29 protein-coding genes are annotated in these 15,949 nt (G+C 62.8%); 23 read left to right on the top strand and 6 right to left on the bottom strand.

Features of this window, described 5'->3' with window-relative positions; translation table 11 throughout:
* Nucleotides 1–25: 25 nt before the first annotated feature.
* Nucleotides 26–415 (bottom strand): DUF2147 domain-containing protein, encoded by a 390-nt coding sequence (locus ACLGGT_RS00145; protein WP_008282579.1) that lies wholly within the window; start codon nucleotides 413–415, stop codon nucleotides 26–28.
* Between the two features lie 136 nt (nucleotides 416–551).
* On the opposite strand from ACLGGT_RS00145, the gene hisA reads away from it, so the two are divergent.
* A complete protein-coding gene (gene hisA / locus ACLGGT_RS00140; RefSeq protein ID WP_081506552.1) occupies nucleotides 552–1,274 on the top strand; it encodes a 1-(5-phosphoribosyl)-5-[(5-phosphoribosylamino)methylideneamino]imidazole-4-carboxamide isomerase in 723 nt (240 codons plus the stop codon).
* Between the two features lie 19 nt (nucleotides 1,275–1,293).
* On the opposite strand, the gene ACLGGT_RS00135 is transcribed toward hisA, so the two are convergent.
* Nucleotides 1,294–1,746 carry a DUF302 domain-containing protein gene (locus ACLGGT_RS00135; RefSeq protein ID WP_081506551.1) on the bottom strand — a complete coding sequence of 151 codons (453 nt, stop codon included), beginning with the start codon at nucleotides 1,744–1,746 and terminating at the stop codon, nucleotides 1,294–1,296.
* Nucleotides 1,747–1,848: 102 nt separating this feature from the next.
* Here ACLGGT_RS00135 and hisF point away from each other — a divergent pair, with 102 nt between their 5' ends.
* From hisF to ACLGGT_RS00120, 3 genes are read left to right on the top strand one after another with little or no spacing between them, the layout of a single operon-like run.
* Nucleotides 1,849–2,613, top strand: a complete 765-nt coding sequence (gene hisF / locus ACLGGT_RS00130; protein ID WP_151979499.1) for an imidazole glycerol phosphate synthase subunit HisF — start codon at nucleotides 1,849–1,851, stop codon at nucleotides 2,611–2,613.
* Entirely contained in the window at nucleotides 2,610–2,924 is a 315-nt protein-coding gene (locus ACLGGT_RS00125; RefSeq protein ID WP_081506549.1) for a phosphoribosyl-ATP diphosphatase, read from the top strand. The genes hisF and ACLGGT_RS00125 overlap by 4 nt, the downstream gene beginning before the upstream one ends.
* 3 nt (nucleotides 2,925–2,927) lie before the next feature.
* A complete protein-coding gene (locus ACLGGT_RS00120; RefSeq protein ID WP_008282574.1) occupies nucleotides 2,928–3,218 on the top strand; it encodes a Dabb family protein in 291 nt (96 codons plus the stop codon).
* A gap of 72 nt (nucleotides 3,219–3,290) precedes the next feature.
* On the opposite strand, the gene ACLGGT_RS00115 is transcribed toward ACLGGT_RS00120, so the two are convergent.
* The 3 genes from ACLGGT_RS00115 to ACLGGT_RS00105 form a co-directional block, all read right to left on the bottom strand.
* Nucleotides 3,291–4,640: a GMC family oxidoreductase gene (locus ACLGGT_RS00115; RefSeq protein ID WP_437194789.1), complete on the bottom strand. Its 1,350-nt coding sequence runs from the start codon at nucleotides 4,638–4,640 to the stop codon at nucleotides 3,291–3,293.
* A 410-nt stretch (nucleotides 4,641–5,050) separates the two neighbouring features.
* A complete protein-coding gene (locus ACLGGT_RS00110) occupies nucleotides 5,051–5,401 on the bottom strand; it encodes a hypothetical protein (RefSeq protein ID WP_437194788.1) in 351 nt (116 codons plus the stop codon).
* Between the two features lie 30 nt (nucleotides 5,402–5,431).
* The gene (locus tag ACLGGT_RS00105) at nucleotides 5,432–6,100 is read right to left on the bottom strand and encodes a S24 family peptidase (protein ID WP_437194787.1); all 669 of its coding nucleotides are present in this window, start codon (nucleotides 6,098–6,100) and stop codon (nucleotides 5,432–5,434) included.
* Between the two features lie 85 nt (nucleotides 6,101–6,185).
* Between ACLGGT_RS00105 and ACLGGT_RS00100 the strand changes: the two genes are divergently transcribed.
* The 16 genes from ACLGGT_RS00100 to ACLGGT_RS00025 are packed head-to-tail and all read left to right on the top strand — an operon-like array spanning nucleotide 6,186 to nucleotide 13,720.
* Nucleotides 6,186–6,431, top strand: coding sequence for a hypothetical protein (locus tag ACLGGT_RS00100; RefSeq protein ID WP_437194786.1), 246 nt, complete (start codon nucleotides 6,186–6,188; stop codon nucleotides 6,429–6,431).
* The gene (locus ACLGGT_RS00095; protein WP_437194785.1) at nucleotides 6,428–6,580 is read left to right on the top strand and encodes a hypothetical protein; all 153 of its coding nucleotides are present in this window, start codon (nucleotides 6,428–6,430) and stop codon (nucleotides 6,578–6,580) included. Before ACLGGT_RS00100 ends, ACLGGT_RS00095 begins: the two co-directional genes overlap by 4 nt.
* Entirely contained in the window at nucleotides 6,580–6,792 is a 213-nt protein-coding gene (locus ACLGGT_RS00090) for a hypothetical protein (RefSeq protein ID WP_437194784.1), read from the top strand. Before ACLGGT_RS00095 ends, ACLGGT_RS00090 begins: the two co-directional genes overlap by 1 nt.
* Nucleotides 6,789–6,977 (top strand): hypothetical protein, encoded by a 189-nt coding sequence (locus tag ACLGGT_RS00085; protein WP_437194783.1) that lies wholly within the window; start codon nucleotides 6,789–6,791, stop codon nucleotides 6,975–6,977. Before ACLGGT_RS00090 ends, ACLGGT_RS00085 begins: the two co-directional genes overlap by 4 nt.
* A gap of 5 nt (nucleotides 6,978–6,982) precedes the next feature.
* Complete coding sequence (locus tag ACLGGT_RS00080) at nucleotides 6,983–7,243, top strand: hypothetical protein (RefSeq protein WP_437194782.1); 261 nt, start codon at nucleotides 6,983–6,985, stop codon at nucleotides 7,241–7,243.
* Complete coding sequence (locus ACLGGT_RS00075; protein WP_037268626.1) at nucleotides 7,243–7,467, top strand: helix-turn-helix domain-containing protein; 225 nt, start codon at nucleotides 7,243–7,245, stop codon at nucleotides 7,465–7,467. Before ACLGGT_RS00080 ends, ACLGGT_RS00075 begins: the two co-directional genes overlap by 1 nt.
* Nucleotides 7,464–8,303, top strand: coding sequence for a ParB N-terminal domain-containing protein (locus tag ACLGGT_RS00070; RefSeq protein ID WP_437194781.1), 840 nt, complete (start codon nucleotides 7,464–7,466; stop codon nucleotides 8,301–8,303). Before ACLGGT_RS00075 ends, ACLGGT_RS00070 begins: the two co-directional genes overlap by 4 nt.
* Nucleotides 8,300–10,426 (top strand): transposase domain-containing protein, encoded by a 2,127-nt coding sequence (locus ACLGGT_RS00065; RefSeq protein WP_437194780.1) that lies wholly within the window; start codon nucleotides 8,300–8,302, stop codon nucleotides 10,424–10,426. Before ACLGGT_RS00070 ends, ACLGGT_RS00065 begins: the two co-directional genes overlap by 4 nt.
* Nucleotides 10,427–10,444: 18 nt before the next feature.
* Nucleotides 10,445–11,248 carry an AAA family ATPase gene (locus ACLGGT_RS00060; RefSeq protein WP_437194779.1) on the top strand — a complete coding sequence of 268 codons (804 nt, stop codon included), beginning with the start codon at nucleotides 10,445–10,447 and terminating at the stop codon, nucleotides 11,246–11,248.
* Nucleotides 11,245–11,793, top strand: coding sequence for a hypothetical protein (locus tag ACLGGT_RS00055; protein WP_437194778.1), 549 nt, complete (start codon nucleotides 11,245–11,247; stop codon nucleotides 11,791–11,793). The genes ACLGGT_RS00060 and ACLGGT_RS00055 overlap by 4 nt, the downstream gene beginning before the upstream one ends.
* Nucleotides 11,790–11,990 carry a hypothetical protein gene (locus ACLGGT_RS00050; protein WP_437194777.1) on the top strand — a complete coding sequence of 67 codons (201 nt, stop codon included), beginning with the start codon at nucleotides 11,790–11,792 and terminating at the stop codon, nucleotides 11,988–11,990. Before ACLGGT_RS00055 ends, ACLGGT_RS00050 begins: the two co-directional genes overlap by 4 nt.
* Nucleotides 11,987–12,361: a hypothetical protein gene (locus ACLGGT_RS00045; protein WP_437194776.1), complete on the top strand. Its 375-nt coding sequence runs from the start codon at nucleotides 11,987–11,989 to the stop codon at nucleotides 12,359–12,361. Before ACLGGT_RS00050 ends, ACLGGT_RS00045 begins: the two co-directional genes overlap by 4 nt.
* The gene (locus ACLGGT_RS00040) at nucleotides 12,348–12,698 is read left to right on the top strand and encodes a hypothetical protein (RefSeq protein ID WP_437194775.1); all 351 of its coding nucleotides are present in this window, start codon (nucleotides 12,348–12,350) and stop codon (nucleotides 12,696–12,698) included. Before ACLGGT_RS00045 ends, ACLGGT_RS00040 begins: the two co-directional genes overlap by 14 nt.
* Nucleotides 12,695–12,895, top strand: coding sequence for a hypothetical protein (locus ACLGGT_RS00035; protein WP_437194774.1), 201 nt, complete (start codon nucleotides 12,695–12,697; stop codon nucleotides 12,893–12,895). Before ACLGGT_RS00040 ends, ACLGGT_RS00035 begins: the two co-directional genes overlap by 4 nt.
* 2 nt (nucleotides 12,896–12,897) lie before the next feature.
* Nucleotides 12,898–13,068, top strand: coding sequence for a hypothetical protein (locus tag ACLGGT_RS00030; protein WP_437194773.1), 171 nt, complete (start codon nucleotides 12,898–12,900; stop codon nucleotides 13,066–13,068).
* Nucleotide 13,069: 1 nt separating this feature from the next.
* On the top strand, nucleotides 13,070–13,720 hold the full coding sequence (locus tag ACLGGT_RS00025; protein ID WP_437194772.1) for a DUF3164 family protein: 651 nt from the start codon (nucleotides 13,070–13,072) through the stop codon (nucleotides 13,718–13,720).
* 22 nt (nucleotides 13,721–13,742) lie between these two features.
* On the opposite strand, the gene ACLGGT_RS00020 is transcribed toward ACLGGT_RS00025, so the two are convergent.
* Nucleotides 13,743–14,042, bottom strand: a complete 300-nt coding sequence (locus ACLGGT_RS00020; protein ID WP_437194771.1) for a hypothetical protein — start codon at nucleotides 14,040–14,042, stop codon at nucleotides 13,743–13,745.
* Nucleotides 14,043–14,336: 294 nt separating this feature from the next.
* Here ACLGGT_RS00020 and ACLGGT_RS00015 point away from each other — a divergent pair, with 294 nt between their 5' ends.
* The 3 genes from ACLGGT_RS00015 to ACLGGT_RS00005 all read left to right on the top strand — a co-directional run.
* The gene (locus ACLGGT_RS00015) at nucleotides 14,337–15,113 is read left to right on the top strand and encodes an ORF6N domain-containing protein (protein WP_437194770.1); all 777 of its coding nucleotides are present in this window, start codon (nucleotides 14,337–14,339) and stop codon (nucleotides 15,111–15,113) included.
* Between the two features lie 33 nt (nucleotides 15,114–15,146).
* On the top strand, nucleotides 15,147–15,599 hold the full coding sequence (locus ACLGGT_RS00010) for a gp16 family protein (protein ID WP_437194769.1): 453 nt from the start codon (nucleotides 15,147–15,149) through the stop codon (nucleotides 15,597–15,599).
* Nucleotides 15,596–15,949 (top strand): hypothetical protein (locus ACLGGT_RS00005; RefSeq protein WP_437194768.1); only part of this gene is annotated, 354 nt, incomplete at its 3' end. The genes ACLGGT_RS00010 and ACLGGT_RS00005, both read left to right, overlap by 4 nt.

Here is a 15,949-nt window from a genome sequence, read left to right as displayed (position 1 = left end):
TGCCCCAAGTCGGGCCTTGTGGCCGTTACTTGACCTTTTGCCAGGTGCCGCCATCGCGGCAGATGCCCAGAACGCAGCCGCTGACCGAGAGCGTATCCCCCGAGAGTTGTAGCTTGGAATTATAGGTCTTGTCACGGTCGGGCGAATAGACCTTGCCCTTGTATTCCCCGCCGCCGGTGGGTGCCGTTTCGGAAATGATCTTGCGGCCGATATTCTTGCTCTGCATTTCCTTGCCGGCTTCATCGAAGGATTTGACCAGCGTGCCGCAGAGTTTTGCGCCGCAAGGGGCGACCTCGATCAGGCCAGAATGGCCGTTGTCATCCTTGGCGGTGCGCCATGTGCCCAAGAGCGGCTCTGCCATCGCCATTCCGGCACCCAACGTGAATACCGCTGTCATCATCACGAGTTTACGCATGTCTGATCCTCCCTGACATCCGCGAAAACCCTGTGCCACGGCTGCGGCACAAATCAAGTCTGACGTCGGGTCGCGTTGCATTTCCCGCCTGTGCATGCCAAATCGCACGGACATTACAGATGAAAGGCCCGGCGCAATGATCCTCTACCCTGCTATCGATCTCAAGGACGGCAAGGCCGTGCGTCTCTTGCGGGGCGATATGGGCGCTGCCACGGTGTTCAACGAAGATCCGGCGGCGCAGGCGTTGGAATTTGTCGCGGCGGGCTGCGAGTGGCTGCATCTCGTGGACCTCAACGGCGCTTTTGCCGGGGTTCCGGTCAATGCGGCCCCGGTTGAGGCGATTCTTGCGCGGTGCAAGGTCCCTGCACAACTGGGCGGCGGAATTCGCGATATGGCCACCATCGAAGCCTGGCTCGACAAGGGGTTGGCGCGCGTCATTCTGGGGACTGTGGCGGTAGAGAACCCCACCCTCGTGCGCGAAGCTGCGCGCGCCTTTCCGGGGCATGTGGCGGTCGGCATCGACGCGCGGAATGGCCGGGTGGCAACCAAGGGATGGGCCACAGAGACCGATGTTGACGCAACAGATTTGGCGAAATCCTTTGAGGATGCCGGGGTGTCTGCACTCATTTACACGGACATCAACCGTGATGGGGCCATGCAGGGGCCCAATATCGAGGCGACAGCGGCCTTGGCCCGGGCGGTCAATATTCCGGTGATTGCTTCGGGGGGGGTGTCGTCGCTGGATGATCTGATCGCCTTGCGCGATTGTGGCGTGGCGCTTGATGGGGCGATTTCGGGCCGCGCGCTTTATGATGGGGCGCTCGACCTTGGGGCGGCCTTGGCCACGCTCAGGGGCTGAGCGCAGCCAGAGCGGTTGCTTACTGCCCTGCCGCTGCAGCCGTCAGCTTGCCAAGCGCGCCGGTCATCATCTTGATATACGCGGCGTCATCGTTGATGGTCGTGTCATCGAACATATCCTCGGGGTCATGATAGGCGAGCCATGTCTCGCCTGCGGCGTTTTGATAAACCAGCACCTTCAGCGGCAGGAAAAGCCCCGCTACCGGGTCATCCTGCATCGCCGCAGTGCCCATTTTAGGGTTGCCGAAGATCAAGAGCTGAGAGGGATCAAGCGCGAGGTCCACAGAGGCCGCGCCCGCTGCGTGATCGACCCGGGCAAAGACCGTGGCCCCGGCCCCCGTCACAGCAGCCTCAAGCCGGTCCATGGTGGTGGCAACATCGCTGGTGGATTTCACCTTAATGATGTCATCGTCACTGGCAAGGGCGGGCAGGGCGGTCAGGGTCATCGCGGCGGCGACAAGAAAACGCTTCATGGTAAACTCCTTCAATTGCAACGCTAATATGGGTCTTATCCTCTGGCATGTTAACTGATTTGCCCATAAACAACGGCGTGAAATTCCTGTAACAGCGGTAATATGCTCAAGACCCGTATCATCCCCTGTCTCGATGTCGCCGATGGCCGTGTGGTCAAGGGCGTAAACTTTGTCGATTTGCGGGATGCGGGCGACCCGGTGGATGCCGCGCGCGCCTATGATGCGGCGGGTGCGGATGAGCTGTGTTTCCTCGATATCCACGCCACGCATGAGAATCGCGGCACCATGTTCGACGTGGTGCGTCGCACCGCCGAGGCCTGTTATATCCCGCTGACCGTCGGCGGTGGGGTGCGGAGCGCGCAAGATGTGCGCGCGCTTTTGCTGGCGGGGGCGGACAAGGTCAGCTTCAATTCTGCCGCTGTGGCCGATCCTGATGTTGTGGCGCGCGCCGCCGATCAGTTTGGCAGCCAGTGCATTGTAGTGGCCATCGACGCCAAGACCGTAAGCCCCGGCAAATGGGAGATTTTCACCCATGGCGGGCGCAAACCTACAGGCATTGACGCTGTGGAATTTGCCCGTCTTGTCGCGGCCAAAGGGGCAGGGGAAATCTTGCTGACCTCAATGGACCGCGATGGCACGCGCGCCGGGTTCAACCTGCCGCTCACTCGGGCCATTGCCGATGCGGTGGATATTCCCGTGATCGCAAGTGGCGGTGTGGGCACGCTTGATCATCTGGTAGAGGGCGTCACAGAGGGGCATGCCTCGGCGGTGCTTGCCGCCTCGATCTTTCACTTCGGCACCTACACGATTGCCGAGGCCAAGGCACATATGGCTGCCGCAGGCATTCCCATGAGGCTGGCGGCATGACCCTCGACGATCTTGCCCGTATCATCGCCGCGCGCGCTGCCGCCGATCCCGAAAGCAGTTGGACCGCCAAACTCTTGGCCAAAGGCCCGGAAAAATGCGCCGAGAAATTCGGCGAAGAGGCCATTGAGGCGATCATTGAAGCGGTCAAAGGCGACCGCGCGCGTCTGACCTCTGAGGCGGCGGATGTGCTCTTTCACTTGCTGGTGATGCTGCAATCGCGCGACGTCGCCCTATCTGATGTCATGGCTGAACTTGCCCGTCGTCAGGGCACCTCTGGCCTTGCAGAAAAAGCCTCCCGCTCGAAAGACTGAGACATGATCCGCCATATTGTATTCTTTTCCGCCACCAACCCGGACGATATCGACCGTATTCGCACAGGCCTGATGATGCTGGCGCAGATACCGCATTCGTCGCATTTCGAAGTGGGGCGCAATCTTCAAAGCGATGTGATCGCGGGCGCTCAGGTGGATCTGGTGGTCTATGCAGAATTCGCGGATGAGGCGGCCCTTGCCGCGTATAAGGCCGATCCGATCTATGCCGATTGTATCGCCCTTGTCCGCCCCCTGCGCGAGTTGCGCATTGCTGCGGATTTCAAGTCAGACTAACGGCCAAACTGGCCCATATCCCCCGGCACACTCGGGGAGAGTTGAGGTGCCGGGGGAGGGACGGGGCGTCCTTTAAAGGTTGCCGCGTGACATCTCACCTGCGATGTGATCCGCCTGCCGGATGGCCAATGCCACGATCGTCAGCGTCGGATTTTCTGCCGCGCCAGTGGTGAATTGCGAGCCATCCGAGACGAAGAGGTTGGGAATGTCGTGGGTTTGACCCCATTTGTTCACCACCCCGTCGCGTGGATTTTCCGACATGCGGTTGGTCCCAAGATTATGGGTCGAGGGGTAGGGCGGCGTCGGGAAGGTGCGGGTGGCCCCGACCGCCTCGTAGACCGCAGCGCCTTGTTTGTAGGCGTGGTTGCGCATCGCGATGTCATTGGGGTGATCGGAGAAATGCACGTTTGCCACCGGCAAGCCCCATTGATCCTTGACGTCATGGTTGAGGGTGACGCGGTTGGTTTCCTGCGGCATATCCTCGCCGACGATCCACATCCCCGCCATGTTCTCGTATGCGTCGAGGGCAGTGGTGAATTCGCGGCCCCAGGAACCGGGATCGAGGAACGCCGCCATGAAGGGCAAGCCTAGGGCCAGCGTTTCCAGCTCGTAGCCACCGACGAAGCCGCGCGAAGGATCGTGGCGCGATTCGTCCTGAATGATGCCTGCCATGGTCGTGCCGCGCCACATCTTCACCGGCTTGTCGAACACGCCGTAGACCGATCCGGTCATGTGGCGCATGTAGTTGCGCCCCACCTGACCCGAGGAATTGGCCAGCCCATCGGGGAACATCGACGAGGCGGAATTCAAGAGCAGGCGCGGAGATTCGAACGAGTTGCCCGCGACGCAAACGGCACGCGCCTTTTGCATCTGAAGGTTGCCCGCTTCGTCGAAATACTCGACACCCGTCACCTTGCCGCTGTCATCATGCAGGATGCGTGCGACATGCGCCTTCGAGCGCACCTCGAGATTGCCAGTGGCCTCGCCGCGCGGAATATCGGTATAGGCTGCGGACCATTTTGCACCCCATTTGCAGCCCTGAAAGCAGAACCCTGTCTGCTGGCAGGCCATGCGCCCGTCATATTCCTCAGAGTTGATGGCCATGCGTCCGGTGTGCACTTCCTTATAGCCAAGCGCCTTGGCGCCTGCTTCGAACACTTTGTAGTTATTGTTGCCGGGCAGTCCGGCCAGATTGTTGGTTTGGGTCACGCCCAGCTTTTTTTCGGCCAGATCATACCAGGGTTCCATTTCGGCCCCGTCGATGGGCCAGTCGAGCAGGTTTGCCCCTTGCACCGGTCCGTAATTGGTCTTGGCCTTCCATTCATGGTCCTGAAAGCGGATCGAAGCCCCGGCCCAATGGGTCGTGGTGCCGCCAACGGCCTTGACGATCCAAGCGGGCAGGCCGGAAAAATCCTTGGCCACTGTAGGGTTACACCTTAGTTTACAGTGATGCCGGAAGAACCAAACTGACGCCGGACTTTGCCGGATAGGCCAATGAAATAAGGGGTTTTGCGGGCGGGCTGGGCGGGCAAGGGCGGGGCGCGCGAAGTTTGCAGTAAACGGGCAAATTCGCCCAAAAGAGCGAAAACGGGGCCGACGAGGAAGGCGGGCGACGGACGCGCTCAAAAGCGCCCAAACCCCATTAAAACAGGGTTTAAACGGCTCTTTCAGGGGCGTTTAGAGGGCGACATCGAGGCTCTCGAAGGGTCCGGAACTGCGAAGTAGCGCGCGCAGTTCGGTTTTGACTTCGCAGAAAGAGAATATCGCTTTAAAAACAAAGGGTATGGTGTTTTCACCATACCCTAATCCGAAGCGCTAACTGCGAAGTGATTTCACGCTTGGCCGCGCCCACGCGCCGCGTCTAGACGCCGCGACAAATCGGCGAGGTCAGCCGAAATATTCGCCGCCGTATTAGGCTCTAACCCTCCTGCATGCTCTAGGCTTCCGGAGACCGAGCTTGGGATTTCATCCAGCGCCGGGTTTAGTGAACTTGGCGCGATGAGCGCGTCGCGGATATCGACAAGTATGGATAAGGCTCGGTCAAAGGCCAGAAACAGCACCCCGACAATAGAGACGGATACTGCAGGTACAATGAAGAAGACTTCTTCGCTGACAAAAAACGCAACAATGCAGAGAAATGACGCCGCGAAACATGCGTATGCAGCGTACCTTAAAGCAGCCATTTTGAGCTCCTAAGTAATGTTGTCTTTGCCTTACCATTCATGCGCCGACCAGACAATCTCGCCCAGTATACGGAGGCGGTTCATGTCGTCGCCGTGCCGCGTTTCAGTGGGGTGTGCGGGGTTATCGGAGGTCAAGATGACCAGCTGGCCGGGCACGTGTTCCACGCGCTTGACGCGGGCGCTGCCGTCGACGTCGACGAACGCGTAGACGTGGCGGTTGCGTACCGAGGTGCGGCGCTCGTCGATCATGACCAAGTCGCCGTCGTGCAGGGTGGTTGACATGCTGTCGCCCGCGACCGTCAATAGGCAGGCCTGCGCAGGTGCGATGCCCCGCTCGCGGAGCCAGTCCAGGCGAAAGGCCAGCGCGCCTTGCAAGCTCACGTCGCCGTTCATTGCCCCAGCCCCTGCCGCTAGCCGCGCGTCCACGCGCGGGATCGCGGCGAAGTCTTCGTGGTCGATCTGAGTGGTGTACACCGTGCCGGTCTCGCGTTTTGGGCCGATATAGAAATCGAGGTCGAGGGCTTCGGCTATCTCGCGAGCACGGTTTAAAGTTGGGCCGTCTTGCTTCTCACTTCGGAGAACATTCCTGATCGCGTCGCGTGGCAAGCCACGCTCCTGCTCTACGGTAAATGCCCGTTTATCAAGCTCTTCTAGCCGCTGCCGAACGATGTCGGCAAATGATTGTTCGAGGGTGTTCATGATTCGGTGACTTTACCGAAAAAATACCCGCTTGCATATCGGTAAAGTTACCACTAGTTTAATCGGTAACGTTACGGAGGCGAGCATGAATGAACTTCAGTTACTAGCGCTGGCGAGGGCCCTCGCGTCGCACAGGGGGCTCTCCCTATCGACGGTCTCAACCTACGCCGCGAATGACGGCAAGTTCTTCGGAAGTCTTGCGGCCGGTAGCGGGTGCACGGTCAAGCGCGCGGCGGCGCTGCTCGCATGGTTCGATGAAAACTGGGACCGGGACCTCGAATGGCCCCGCGACATCCCCCGCCCATCCAGCAAACAGGAGGACGCCGCATGAGCCCGCGCCCCATGTCCGGAACCGGCTTCGTTCTGGCCTTTGCCTTTGCCCTGGTCTTCTGGGCCGTGGTTGCCACGGGCCTGTCTGTCGCGGTGCTGCGCCAAGGTGCCGCCCCTGAAACACCCCCTTCAACACAGGATTTAATGTGATGCGGCTTTCCGATCTCATTCCCGATGCGGGCCAGTTGCAGGCCGAGATTGCGGCCATACCGCAGGTGCAGCGCGTGGCGCTGGCGCTGCAATTGGTGCGCGATATCGACGAGCCGTGTTGCGCGTTGCCGCTGATGCGCCTGAGCCGCTTGGCCGAGGACCATCACCTGTCGATCCGCAGGGAAGCGTTTGTTCGGGAGCGTGCCCGATGATCCGCCGCCTTGCCCATAAGTTTCGTCTCCGCGCGCGTGCTTGCCTGTATGGCGCGCGGTTCCTGCGCTCCGGCCGTGCCCAGTCTGCTTGCTCCGGCCGGGGCGTTTTTTCTGTCATCGGCGATGTGGTGGGGGCGCTGGCGCTGTTCGCCGTGCTCTTTGGCGTCGCCAGTTTTGGTGGGTGAACGGGATGTGCCTGCATGTTAAAAAATGGGGCCACGGCTATGCCGTTTTCCGTGGCAAGGATCGCGTCTCCGGCGCATTCAGCAACCGCGATGTCGCCCTGCGCGCCCAAGACCGCATGGAAGACGAGGCGGCCAAGGCCAAGCATGCCCGCAACCGCCCCTGCCTGACCTGCGGCACTGAGTTCTGGTCGACGGGACCGGGGCATCGCATGTGCGGCGACTGCCGCGCCAATTGCGCCGGGCTTGACGCCCAGATGGTGGGCTGATGCATCACGCGCCGCTCACCTCGCCCCGCCTGCAACGGGTGCTTGCCGTCCTGAAGGATGGCCGCCCGCATACCACGCGCGAGATCGTGCGGCGGGCGCATGTGGTGGCGGTGAATAGCTGCATTTCCGAGCTGCGCGCCAACGGCGCAGAAATCCTCTGCACCCGCGAACGCAAAGCTGACCGGCTGATCTGCCGGTACACAATGACGAAGGCCCCAGAATGATTGAACGTCTCACCACAATAACCGAATTGCCCGTGTCTGAAATCGGGATCGAAGGCCGCCTGCGCGAGGTTTCGCCAAGCGGCGTTGCTACATTGGTCGAAGCGATCCGCGAGAATGGGTTTGTGGGCCGGATCACGGTGCGTCGCAAGAAGGACGGCGACTATGTGCTCGACGGCGCGCACCGGCTGACCGCGATGCGCGAACTTGGGGCCGAAACGATCCCCTGCGACGTGGTGCGCTGCTCGGACGCCGAGGCGGCAATGTTCGAGATCGACGGCAACCTTGCCGGGGCCGATATGAGCACGCTCGACGAGGCCTATTTCCTCGCGCGGCGGCGTGAGGCGGTCCAGAAGCTACACCCGGAAATGAAACAGGGGATGGCCGGGGCGGCGGCGCGTTGGTTCGAACTGAACTTTAGTTCACTGGCACTGAGCATCGCCGAAAAGCGTGGTATCACCCCGCGTCAAGTCTACAAGATCATGGCCGCCGGGTCAAAGCTCGACCCCCGGGATTACCAGCTGTTGCGCCGCGCGCCCAAGCCCATCGCGCTCTCTGATCTGATCGAGATCGGCAAGATCGAGGAGACGGTTGAGCGCTACGACGTGGTTGGGGCGCTGTCGGCTGGCACGGTAAAGAGCGCCAAAGCCGCCCGCAAAGCCTATCGCGCTGCGCGCGGTGAGGCCCCCGCCGCTGCCAGCCCCAAAGACGCTACCCTCGCGCGCCTCTTGGACGCATGGGACCGGGCGGGCAAGGGCGCGCGCATGGCTTTCCTAGAGGAGCGCGGCGCGGAGGTTGCGGCGCTGTTCAGCGAGCTTGAGCAAGGGGGCGCAGCATGACTGGGCCAGCCCCCGCGCAAGAGTGGTGGAATGCCGCAGAGTTGGCCGAGGCCGGGCTGCCCGACCTGCCGGAAACCGTGCGCGCCGTGCAGCTGATGGCCGAGCGCGAGGCATGGGCGCGGCATCCGGGGAAGGCGCGGCGTCGCAAAGGGCGGGGCGGCGGGTTCGAGTATCACTGGAGCATCTTGCCACTGCGCGCCCGGATGCGGCTTAGCGCCGGTCTTGTCGCGGCCCCGGCGGATAAGCCGGGCACAGGCGCGGCATGGGAGCGCTATGCGGCGGCGGGCGACAAGGCGCGCGCCGAGGCCGGGGCGCGGCTTGGGGCAATTGCCGAAGTCGAACTGCTGGAAGGAGCCGGGCTGACCCGCTCGGCCGCTGTGCGCGAGGTGGCGCGCAAGCTGGGGCGGTCGGAGAAATCTCTCTGGAATTATCTCGGGCTGGTCGAGGGCGTCGCGCGCGCTGACCGTCTGGCTTACCTGATCGACGGGCGCGCGGTACGGCGTGCTCCCACCCAGCGGGGCGATATCGCCCCCGACTTTCTGGCGCTGGTGCGCAGCGATTGGCTGCGCCTGTCGCAGCCCTCACTCACCAGTTGCTATGACCGCGCCGTGCGTGTCTGGACCTCCGAGCGCCGCAACAGCACCGTGCCGCCCCTGCATCAGGTGCGCCGTTGGCTCAAGGCCAGCGTCTCGGCCCCAACAGAAATCTACCTGCGCAAAGGCGAGGAAGCGCTCCGCCGTCTCTATCCCGCGCAGGTGCGCAGCAAGGCTTTCATGGTCCCGCTGGAATGTGTGCAGGGCGATTATCACAAGTTCGACGTCTTTGTGAGTTGGCCGGGCTACGACAAGCCCGTGCGACCGCAGATGATGGTCTGGTCGGACGTCTATTCCGGCAAGCTTTTGGCGTGGCGGCTATCGCCGACGGCAAATAGCCATACGGTGCAATTGGTCACCGGCGATCTGATCCGGACCTATGGCATCCCGCAATCGGTTCTCATCGACAATGGCCGGGAATTCGCCGCCAAGGCGATGACAGGAGGCACGCCCACACGGTTTCGCTTCAAGATCACCGATGAGGATATCCCCGGCCTTCTGCCCCTTTTGGGCGTCGATATCCATTGGGCCACGCCCTATTCGGGGCAATCCAAACCTATCGAGCGCGCATTCCGTGATCTCTGCGACCGGGTGGCCAAGCATCCCGCCTTTGATGGGGCCTATACCGGCAACAAGCCGGAGGCCAAACCGGAGGATTACGGCACCCGCGCCATCCCGCTCGACGAGTTCCGTCTCGTCCTCGAGGAAGAACTCGCACATCACAACGCCCGCCCGGGGCGGCGCAGCGAAGTGGCCATGGGACGGTCGTTCAACGAGGTGTTCAACGAGGGCTACGCCAAGGCGACAATCAAACGCGCGACCGACGAGCAGCTGCGCCTCTGGCTCCTGCGGGCCGAAGGCGTGCGGGCCAAGACCGGCAATGGCGCTCTGAAGCTCTACGACACGGAATACTGGTCCGAGTGGATGTACCGGATCGCGGGCGAAAAGGTGGTTGCGCGGTTCGACGCGGATGATCTCACGGCGGGGCTGGAAGTCTACAATCTGGCGGGCCACTATCTTGGCCACGCCGCCTGTACCGAGGCGGCGAAGTTCTTCGACGTCGAGGCCGCACGCGACCATGCGCGCAAGCGTGGGGCGTGGGCCAAGGCACAAAAGGCCGAAGCCAAAGCGGCGCGCGAACTGTCTGCGGCAGAGGTCGCGGCCCGGGTGCGCGCGGCGTCAGGTTTGGCGGCAGACGAACCGCTGCCTGAGGCGCAGGTGCATCAACTCGCCACGCCACATAAGGCCGCGCCCAAGCGGCAACGGCGCGCCCAAAGCGCCGAGGAAATCGAGCATCTGGCCGAGATTGAGGCCCGGGTTATGCGGCTCGAAGAGCATCGCGCCCGGCCCGTCGACCCGGTCGACGAAGACCCTGCCGCCGTGTTCGCCCGCGCCTGTGCCCTAGAGCGCGCGCGAGATGAGGGTGAGGCGCTGACGCAGGCACAAGCCGACTGGCTGGCCGACTACCAGCAGAGTTCTGACTTCCGCGCCCAGCTGCGCATGGCGCGCCATTTCGGTGCCCAAGAGTAACAAGAAAAGGAGAGCAGTATGACACCTTCCATTGCGCCCCTGCGAAACGTCGCGGCCCTGATTGGCCTTGTCGAACGTGTGCAGACCCGCGCCTTTGGCCTGCCCGGGATGGCCACGTTCTATGGCCCCTCCGGCTGGGGCAAGACCACCGCCGTGACCGTCGCGGCCAATGAGTATCAGGCCCATGTTGTCCAGGTCAAAGACTGCTGGACGCCGACCTATCTGGCGCAAGCAATCCTGCGCGAAATCGGCCTGCCGCCCCAACGCGGGGTGGCCGCCATGGTCGACGCCATTGGCGCACAGCTTGCCCGCAGCGACCGCCCTCTGATCATCGACGACGCGCAATACCTCCTGCGCAAGCGGATGGTCGAGTTGGCGCGCGATATCTACGAGAGCAGTCAGGCCCCGGTCATTCTGGTCGGCGAGGAAAAGCTGCCGCAGGATCTGACCCGTTGGGAGAACATCCACAACCGCCAACTCGCGTGGGAACCGGCGCTCGCCTGCAACCTCACGGACGCGGAGAAACTCGCCCCGATCTACGCGGCTGGCGTCGACGTGGCCCCCGACCTGCTTGGTGCCATCGTGGCCGCCTCGGGTGGCTCGATCCGCCGGGTATCCACCAATCTGGCGCGCGCCAAGGAACTGGCCATGGGCCGGGGGCGGCGTCTGGCCGACCTCGAGCTTTGGGGTAACCGCGTTTTTGACACCGGCCAGCCTCCGGCGGTGCGTCGGGTCGACGATTTCCGCCCGGTGGCCCGGCCTGAGAAGCGGGAGGACACGGTCGTACCTCTGGCGAAGATCGCGAAGGAGACGCGCGAATGAAGCCTTTCCGCAGCACAATGGAACGCCACACTTGGGACCGTGTCAAAGGCATGCAGGAATTCCACTGGACCGATATCGCGGCTCTTGGGGTGCATGACGACACCGCGCAGAAGTTCGTGCGCCGCTGGGAGCGCGCGGGCCTCGTGAAATGCATCCGCAAGGACATGCACCGCAAGATATTCCGGAGCGTCGAGTTGAACGCGGCGAGTTTGGCCGCGCCCGAGGTGCAAGACGGCGTCCCGACCCCCGAGGGCAATATGTGGCGCGCGATGCGGCGGTTGGTCCAGTTCGGCCCGACGGATTTGGCCGCGCATGCCAACGCAGGCGGGGTCGAGGTCTCCGTCGAGAAGGCCCGCGCCTACTGCCGTCAGCTGCTGGGGTCCGGCCATCTGAAAGTGAGGCAAACGGCGATCATTGGACGCCGTGAGGCGATCTATCAGTTGATCGAGGACAGCGGGCCTTTCCCGCCGAAAGCCGTCCGCCTCGCGGGGGTTCTCGATCCCAACACCGGGGCCTTTGCCCCCGCGAAAGGCGGTGCGGTATGATCTCTGTATCCCTCCCATTTTTGGGGTGGCTTGCGACCGTAATGATGATCTTTGCCTCCGGAAAGTTCTTGCAGGAGGGCGCGCGCCGATACGAGCGCGGAGACCCTTGGCAAATCAAGACCTTCATCGGCGTCGCACTGCAACTCATGTCCGTCGTCTACCTTGTGCTTGGATACCTGATCGGGGGTGCCGCGTGAGCGCGCGTGACACCGCCCGGGAATTCTGGGGCGAGGCCATGCCGGATTGGGTGGCCGCCTTGGCGCGGGCCTGCGACGAGACCAGCCAAAACAAGGTCGCGCTCAAGTTGGAACGCAGCGCAACGCTTGTGTCGAACATCCTGCGCAACCGCTACCCCGCCGACACCAGCATCGTCGAGGACCTTGTGCGGGGGCATTTCATGCGCGCGGTGGTCGACTGCCCCGCCTTGGGCGAGATCGGCAAACAGGTCTGCCGCAAGTGGCGCGGCAAGGCGGCAAACTTCGAGAATGTGAACTCGCAGACCGTCACCATGTACCGCGCCTGCAATCGGTGCCCCATCCACAAGGGGGCCGACGATGACGCGGCATGACGACAGCCTCGATGCGCCGGTGAGGGAGCTTGCGGCGCAGGCGGTGCCCGCCTCAGAGATCGCGCGCCGCCTCGGGGTCACGACGCAGCGCGTCCACTCCGTGCTGCACTACCTGCGCCGTCACGGGATCTCGTTCCCGCCGGTTCGGCTTGGGAAGCCTTGCGGGCCTCAGGGCGCACAGTTGACCCGGCTCAACGCTGAGGTCCGCGCCGCCCTCGAGCCGCATGCCATCGCGCGCGGGATGGAAACCAAGGCGCTCGCCGTCCGCATCCTCGACGTCGTGATCCGCGACGGTTTGATCGACGCCATTCTCGATGACAAGGAGACCGAAGTATGAACGCCCCCGAAATCGCCCGCTGGAGTCCCGACGAGATGCTGCGCCTTGCGGCCTCGGGCGTGGCCAAGGTGGATCTCCTTGGCCCGCGCGGTAGCACGCTTTGCTCGATGGACGAGATCGCCGCCATGGCCGCCGTCTGCGCGCTCCATGGCGTGGGTCCAAGCCTCCTTTCAACACCCCCTTCAACAGGAGAGTAGCGGTGCTGGATTTCTACCTCCTTGCCCGGTTCAAACTCGGATCATGGATGCTGCATCGGTCTTTGGACGTGATGCCGCGTTGCAGCCTTCGAGACACGCTGCGGATGGCCGTCGTGCAGGCCTATGCCTTCGAGCGCGAGCAATTCGAAACACCCCCTTCAACAGGAGAGTAAAATGTCTGAATTCACCCCCCATCCGGTGCCGTCAGGCATCATCGAGGAGAACGGCCGCCGCAAAATGGTCGACGCCAAGGGCCGCGAAGTGCCGCTTGATCTCGTCCGTCCGCAGGACCAGTTGCAAGACGAACAGGTGCGCAAGATCGCTGGGTATGCGCTGGCGCTCAGCGACCAGCTCCGCCGGTTCAAGGAACACACTTTCGACGACATCTCGGATTTCGGGGCCATCCTCGCGCAGGAGTATGGGACCAGCGTCGGCGGGGCCAAGGGCAACAAGACGCTGACCACCTATGACGGGCTCTTTCAGGTGCAGGTCCAAGTGCAGGACCGGGTGGACTTCGGCCCCGAGTTGCAGATCGCCAAGGGCCTGATCGACGAGTGCCTCAATGAATGGTCCGCCGACAGCCGCCCGGAAATTCAGGCCATCGTGACGCGCGCCTTCAACACCGACAAGGAAGGTCAAATCAACCGCGCCGAGATCTTCATGCTCCTGCGGCTCGACATCGCCGACGCGCGGTGGAACCGGGCAATGGACGCCATCCGCGACGCCATGCGCGTGGTGGGCAAGGCGACTTACGTCCGCGTCAAGCACCGGCCAAACACAGAGGCCCCGTGGCAGACGGTGGTTCTCGATCTGGCGAAGGTCTGAGGGGATGGGTAGTTCCGCCGCGTCACTCGGCCTGCTGCACGGCCCAGTTCAAAACGGTCCCGACATTGGCGGTGGGATTGCTAGTGCAACTGCGCGCGTATCTCTCGACAAGAGGCGGTTGGCTCCGGTCTTTAAACTCGATGCCCCGCTTCAGGCCAGCGTAGAACAGAACTGCGTCACCTTTCAGCAGGCCCGGATCGCGCAAGAACGTCAGAAATGCTACGCAGCTTGCGTCGAGATACTTGGAGGCGGCGCTGTCGGTTATGTCAGCTTTGACAGGTGCCGCCACGGCTATCAGCAGGATTGTGAATGCTCTGATCATTTGAACTCCTCCGTTTCGGCGAGCCTACACGCGGTGTCGCCGCCATACAATTTGACAATTTCAGCGAACCGCTGCATTCTGATCTCGTCCGAAAGCGAAGTAGCTCTCGCCCGGGCCTCGATACCGAAGGCGGTTACGCCCCGACACGGCGTCTCATCACATGAGACGATCCTTCTCCGGGTGCCCCGCGTGCATGTCCAGGGCTCACGCCTAAAGACGTGGGGAGGCTGTCCTTCGGCAGTCGAGCTAACACCCGGGGGCTGTGTGCCCCCGTAACCGAAGGAACGATCAAAAATGACTTCCCACGACAGCCGAATACCGACCATTCTGGACATTCAGGACAAGGCCTTGCTCTTGCCGGGACGCCCGCAGTTCTGGACGTCGCACCATATGGCGGGTTTCTATCAAACGACCCCGGACAATGTTGTTCGGCAATTCAGGCGCAACCCCAACCGGTTTCCCGACGATTTCTGGTTCGAGCTTCGCGAGGGCGAAGTGCAGGTTTTGGTCCGTCATTTTGGCGGACCAAGCCGCGTGAACCGTGGTGTTCTGATCGGCTTCACGAAGGCCGGGGCGTTGGCACTGTCTGGGGTTTTGAAAACGCCGGTCGCGGATGCAGTTTCGGTGCAGATCGTCCGCGCCATTGTCGCGATGGAAGAGCAGGCGATTTCGGACGCAAAGCGCATGTTGCTCAAGTTGCGCAGCGACGTCTTTCAGAAGAAGCCGATTTACAATCGGATAAAGGTCTACGTCGACGCCGGTCTGAGCTTCGACCAGCTCTGGCGGGACACGAATTACAGCCGGTTCAAATTGGAGCAGGCGGCGCGCGAGATGCTGGCGCAGGGTCTCATCCCGCATCTGCCCACGGGCATGCAGCCGGGCTGTTCGACAATGCCTGATCCCCGCGACGAGGTGCACGAGGTCACCACGGCCCTCTGGGGCGTGGTCAGCCTGCTCACCATGGCCGACGAGCCGGTTGACCGGCGCGGCTTGGAATACCTGCTGCGCCTCATCTATGACCGGCTGGAACCTGCAAGCGAGGCGCTGCAAGACTTCCAACCGCGCCAGTGACCCCGCGCGGCCCCTCTCACGGGGGGCCGCCGCATGAACCGCGCGCTGCAACAGCTGATCTTCGCCGCCTGCCGCCAGCTGGGCCTCGACGAGGACGCGCGCCGCGACTTGCAGGTCAGCGTCACCGGCAAGACGTCGTTGCGCGACATGAACGACGGCGAGTTGAAGCTGATCGTCAACCGGCTGAAGCAGGCCGGGTTCGAGGACAAACCCCGCAATCCGCGCCACAAGCCTGCACCGCGCGCCGATCTGCGCATGATCCATGTGCTTTGGCGCAAGCTCGGCCAGTCGGGCGCGCTGCGCGATCCCTCCCGCGCCGGGCTCAACAAGTTCATTCGCGCCCGGTTCGGAGGCGTCTGGGGATCGGTCCCGGCCGACGTCGACATGCTGCGCGAGTGGCAGCAGATCGACGACGTCATTCAGGCGCTCAAATCTTGGGGCCAGCGCCAGAACATCGACTTCGATTGGGAGGATCACCGCCGGTGAAAAAGCCGCGCCACCCCGCCTCTGACCATGCCGTGATCCGCTATCTCGAGCGGGTCAAGGGCGTGGATATCGACGCGGTGCGCCGCGAGATCGGGCGCGTGGTGGAGGAGGGTCTCGAGGCCGGAGCCTGCGGCGTGATCAGCGGCGGATTCGTCTACAGGATCGAGGGCGGATGCGTTGTGACCGTCACCCGGCGTCATACGCAGCCCCCGGGGCGGCGACGCCAAGAAGACCCAACCATGACAGAGGGCGAGGTTTTTACCCCGGTCCAGATCCGCCCCTACGTCGAGGCCCTCGGCGAGGCAGACGCGGTCGAGTTCCTCCTCGAGTTTGGCGGTGCCGAGCTTTAC

The sequence above is a fragment of the Roseovarius sp. MS2 genome (genome assembly GCF_051447875.1).
In the GTDB taxonomy this organism is placed as follows: domain Bacteria; phylum Pseudomonadota; class Alphaproteobacteria; order Rhodobacterales; family Rhodobacteraceae; genus Roseovarius; species Roseovarius mucosus_A.
Note: the sequence above shows the minus strand (reverse complement) of the source record. Positions and strands in the feature narration are given on the sequence as shown.

Bases quoted from the DNA above. Each gene is read 5' to 3' on its own strand.
- ACLGGT_RS00055 (WP_437194778.1), top strand. From the start codon at position 11,245: ATGAAGCCTTTCCGCAGCACAATGGAACGCCACACTTGGGACCGTGTC.
- ACLGGT_RS00020 (WP_437194771.1), bottom strand. From the start codon at position 14,042: ATGATCAGAGCATTCACAATCCTGCTGATAGCCGTGGCGGCACCTGTC.
- hisF (WP_151979499.1), top strand. From the start codon at position 1,849: ATGCTCAAGACCCGTATCATCCCCTGTCTCGATGTCGCCGATGGCCGT.
- ACLGGT_RS00065 (WP_437194780.1), top strand. From the start codon at position 8,300: ATGACTGGGCCAGCCCCCGCGCAAGAGTGGTGGAATGCCGCAGAGTTG.
- ACLGGT_RS00075 (WP_037268626.1), top strand. From the start codon at position 7,243: ATGCATCACGCGCCGCTCACCTCGCCCCGCCTGCAACGGGTGCTTGCC.
- ACLGGT_RS00080 (WP_437194782.1), top strand. From the start codon at position 6,983: ATGTGCCTGCATGTTAAAAAATGGGGCCACGGCTATGCCGTTTTCCGT.
- ACLGGT_RS00070 (WP_437194781.1), top strand. From the start codon at position 7,464: ATGATTGAACGTCTCACCACAATAACCGAATTGCCCGTGTCTGAAATC.
- ACLGGT_RS00105 (WP_437194787.1), bottom strand. From the start codon at position 6,100: ATGAACACCCTCGAACAATCATTTGCCGACATCGTTCGGCAGCGGCTA.
- ACLGGT_RS00025 (WP_437194772.1), top strand. From the start codon at position 13,070: ATGTCTGAATTCACCCCCCATCCGGTGCCGTCAGGCATCATCGAGGAG.
- ACLGGT_RS00120 (WP_008282574.1), top strand. From the start codon at position 2,928: ATGATCCGCCATATTGTATTCTTTTCCGCCACCAACCCGGACGATATC.
- ACLGGT_RS00015 (WP_437194770.1), top strand. From the start codon at position 14,337: ATGACTTCCCACGACAGCCGAATACCGACCATTCTGGACATTCAGGAC.
- ACLGGT_RS00090 (WP_437194784.1), top strand. From the start codon at position 6,580: ATGCGGCTTTCCGATCTCATTCCCGATGCGGGCCAGTTGCAGGCCGAG.
- ACLGGT_RS00060 (WP_437194779.1), top strand. From the start codon at position 10,445: ATGACACCTTCCATTGCGCCCCTGCGAAACGTCGCGGCCCTGATTGGC.
- ACLGGT_RS00085 (WP_437194783.1), top strand. From the start codon at position 6,789: ATGATCCGCCGCCTTGCCCATAAGTTTCGTCTCCGCGCGCGTGCTTGC.
- ACLGGT_RS00010 (WP_437194769.1), top strand. From the start codon at position 15,147: ATGAACCGCGCGCTGCAACAGCTGATCTTCGCCGCCTGCCGCCAGCTG.
- ACLGGT_RS00035 (WP_437194774.1), top strand. From the start codon at position 12,695: ATGAACGCCCCCGAAATCGCCCGCTGGAGTCCCGACGAGATGCTGCGC.
- ACLGGT_RS00145 (WP_008282579.1), bottom strand. From the start codon at position 415: ATGCGTAAACTCGTGATGATGACAGCGGTATTCACGTTGGGTGCCGGA.
- hisA (WP_081506552.1), top strand. From the start codon at position 552: ATGATCCTCTACCCTGCTATCGATCTCAAGGACGGCAAGGCCGTGCGT.
- ACLGGT_RS00050 (WP_437194777.1), top strand. From the start codon at position 11,790: ATGATCTCTGTATCCCTCCCATTTTTGGGGTGGCTTGCGACCGTAATG.
- ACLGGT_RS00135 (WP_081506551.1), bottom strand. From the start codon at position 1,746: ATGAAGCGTTTTCTTGTCGCCGCCGCGATGACCCTGACCGCCCTGCCC.
- ACLGGT_RS00110 (WP_437194788.1), bottom strand. From the start codon at position 5,401: ATGGCTGCTTTAAGGTACGCTGCATACGCATGTTTCGCGGCGTCATTT.
- ACLGGT_RS00040 (WP_437194775.1), top strand. From the start codon at position 12,348: ATGACGCGGCATGACGACAGCCTCGATGCGCCGGTGAGGGAGCTTGCG.
- ACLGGT_RS00100 (WP_437194786.1), top strand. From the start codon at position 6,186: ATGAATGAACTTCAGTTACTAGCGCTGGCGAGGGCCCTCGCGTCGCAC.
- ACLGGT_RS00095 (WP_437194785.1), top strand. From the start codon at position 6,428: ATGAGCCCGCGCCCCATGTCCGGAACCGGCTTCGTTCTGGCCTTTGCC.
- ACLGGT_RS00125 (WP_081506549.1), top strand. From the start codon at position 2,610: ATGACCCTCGACGATCTTGCCCGTATCATCGCCGCGCGCGCTGCCGCC.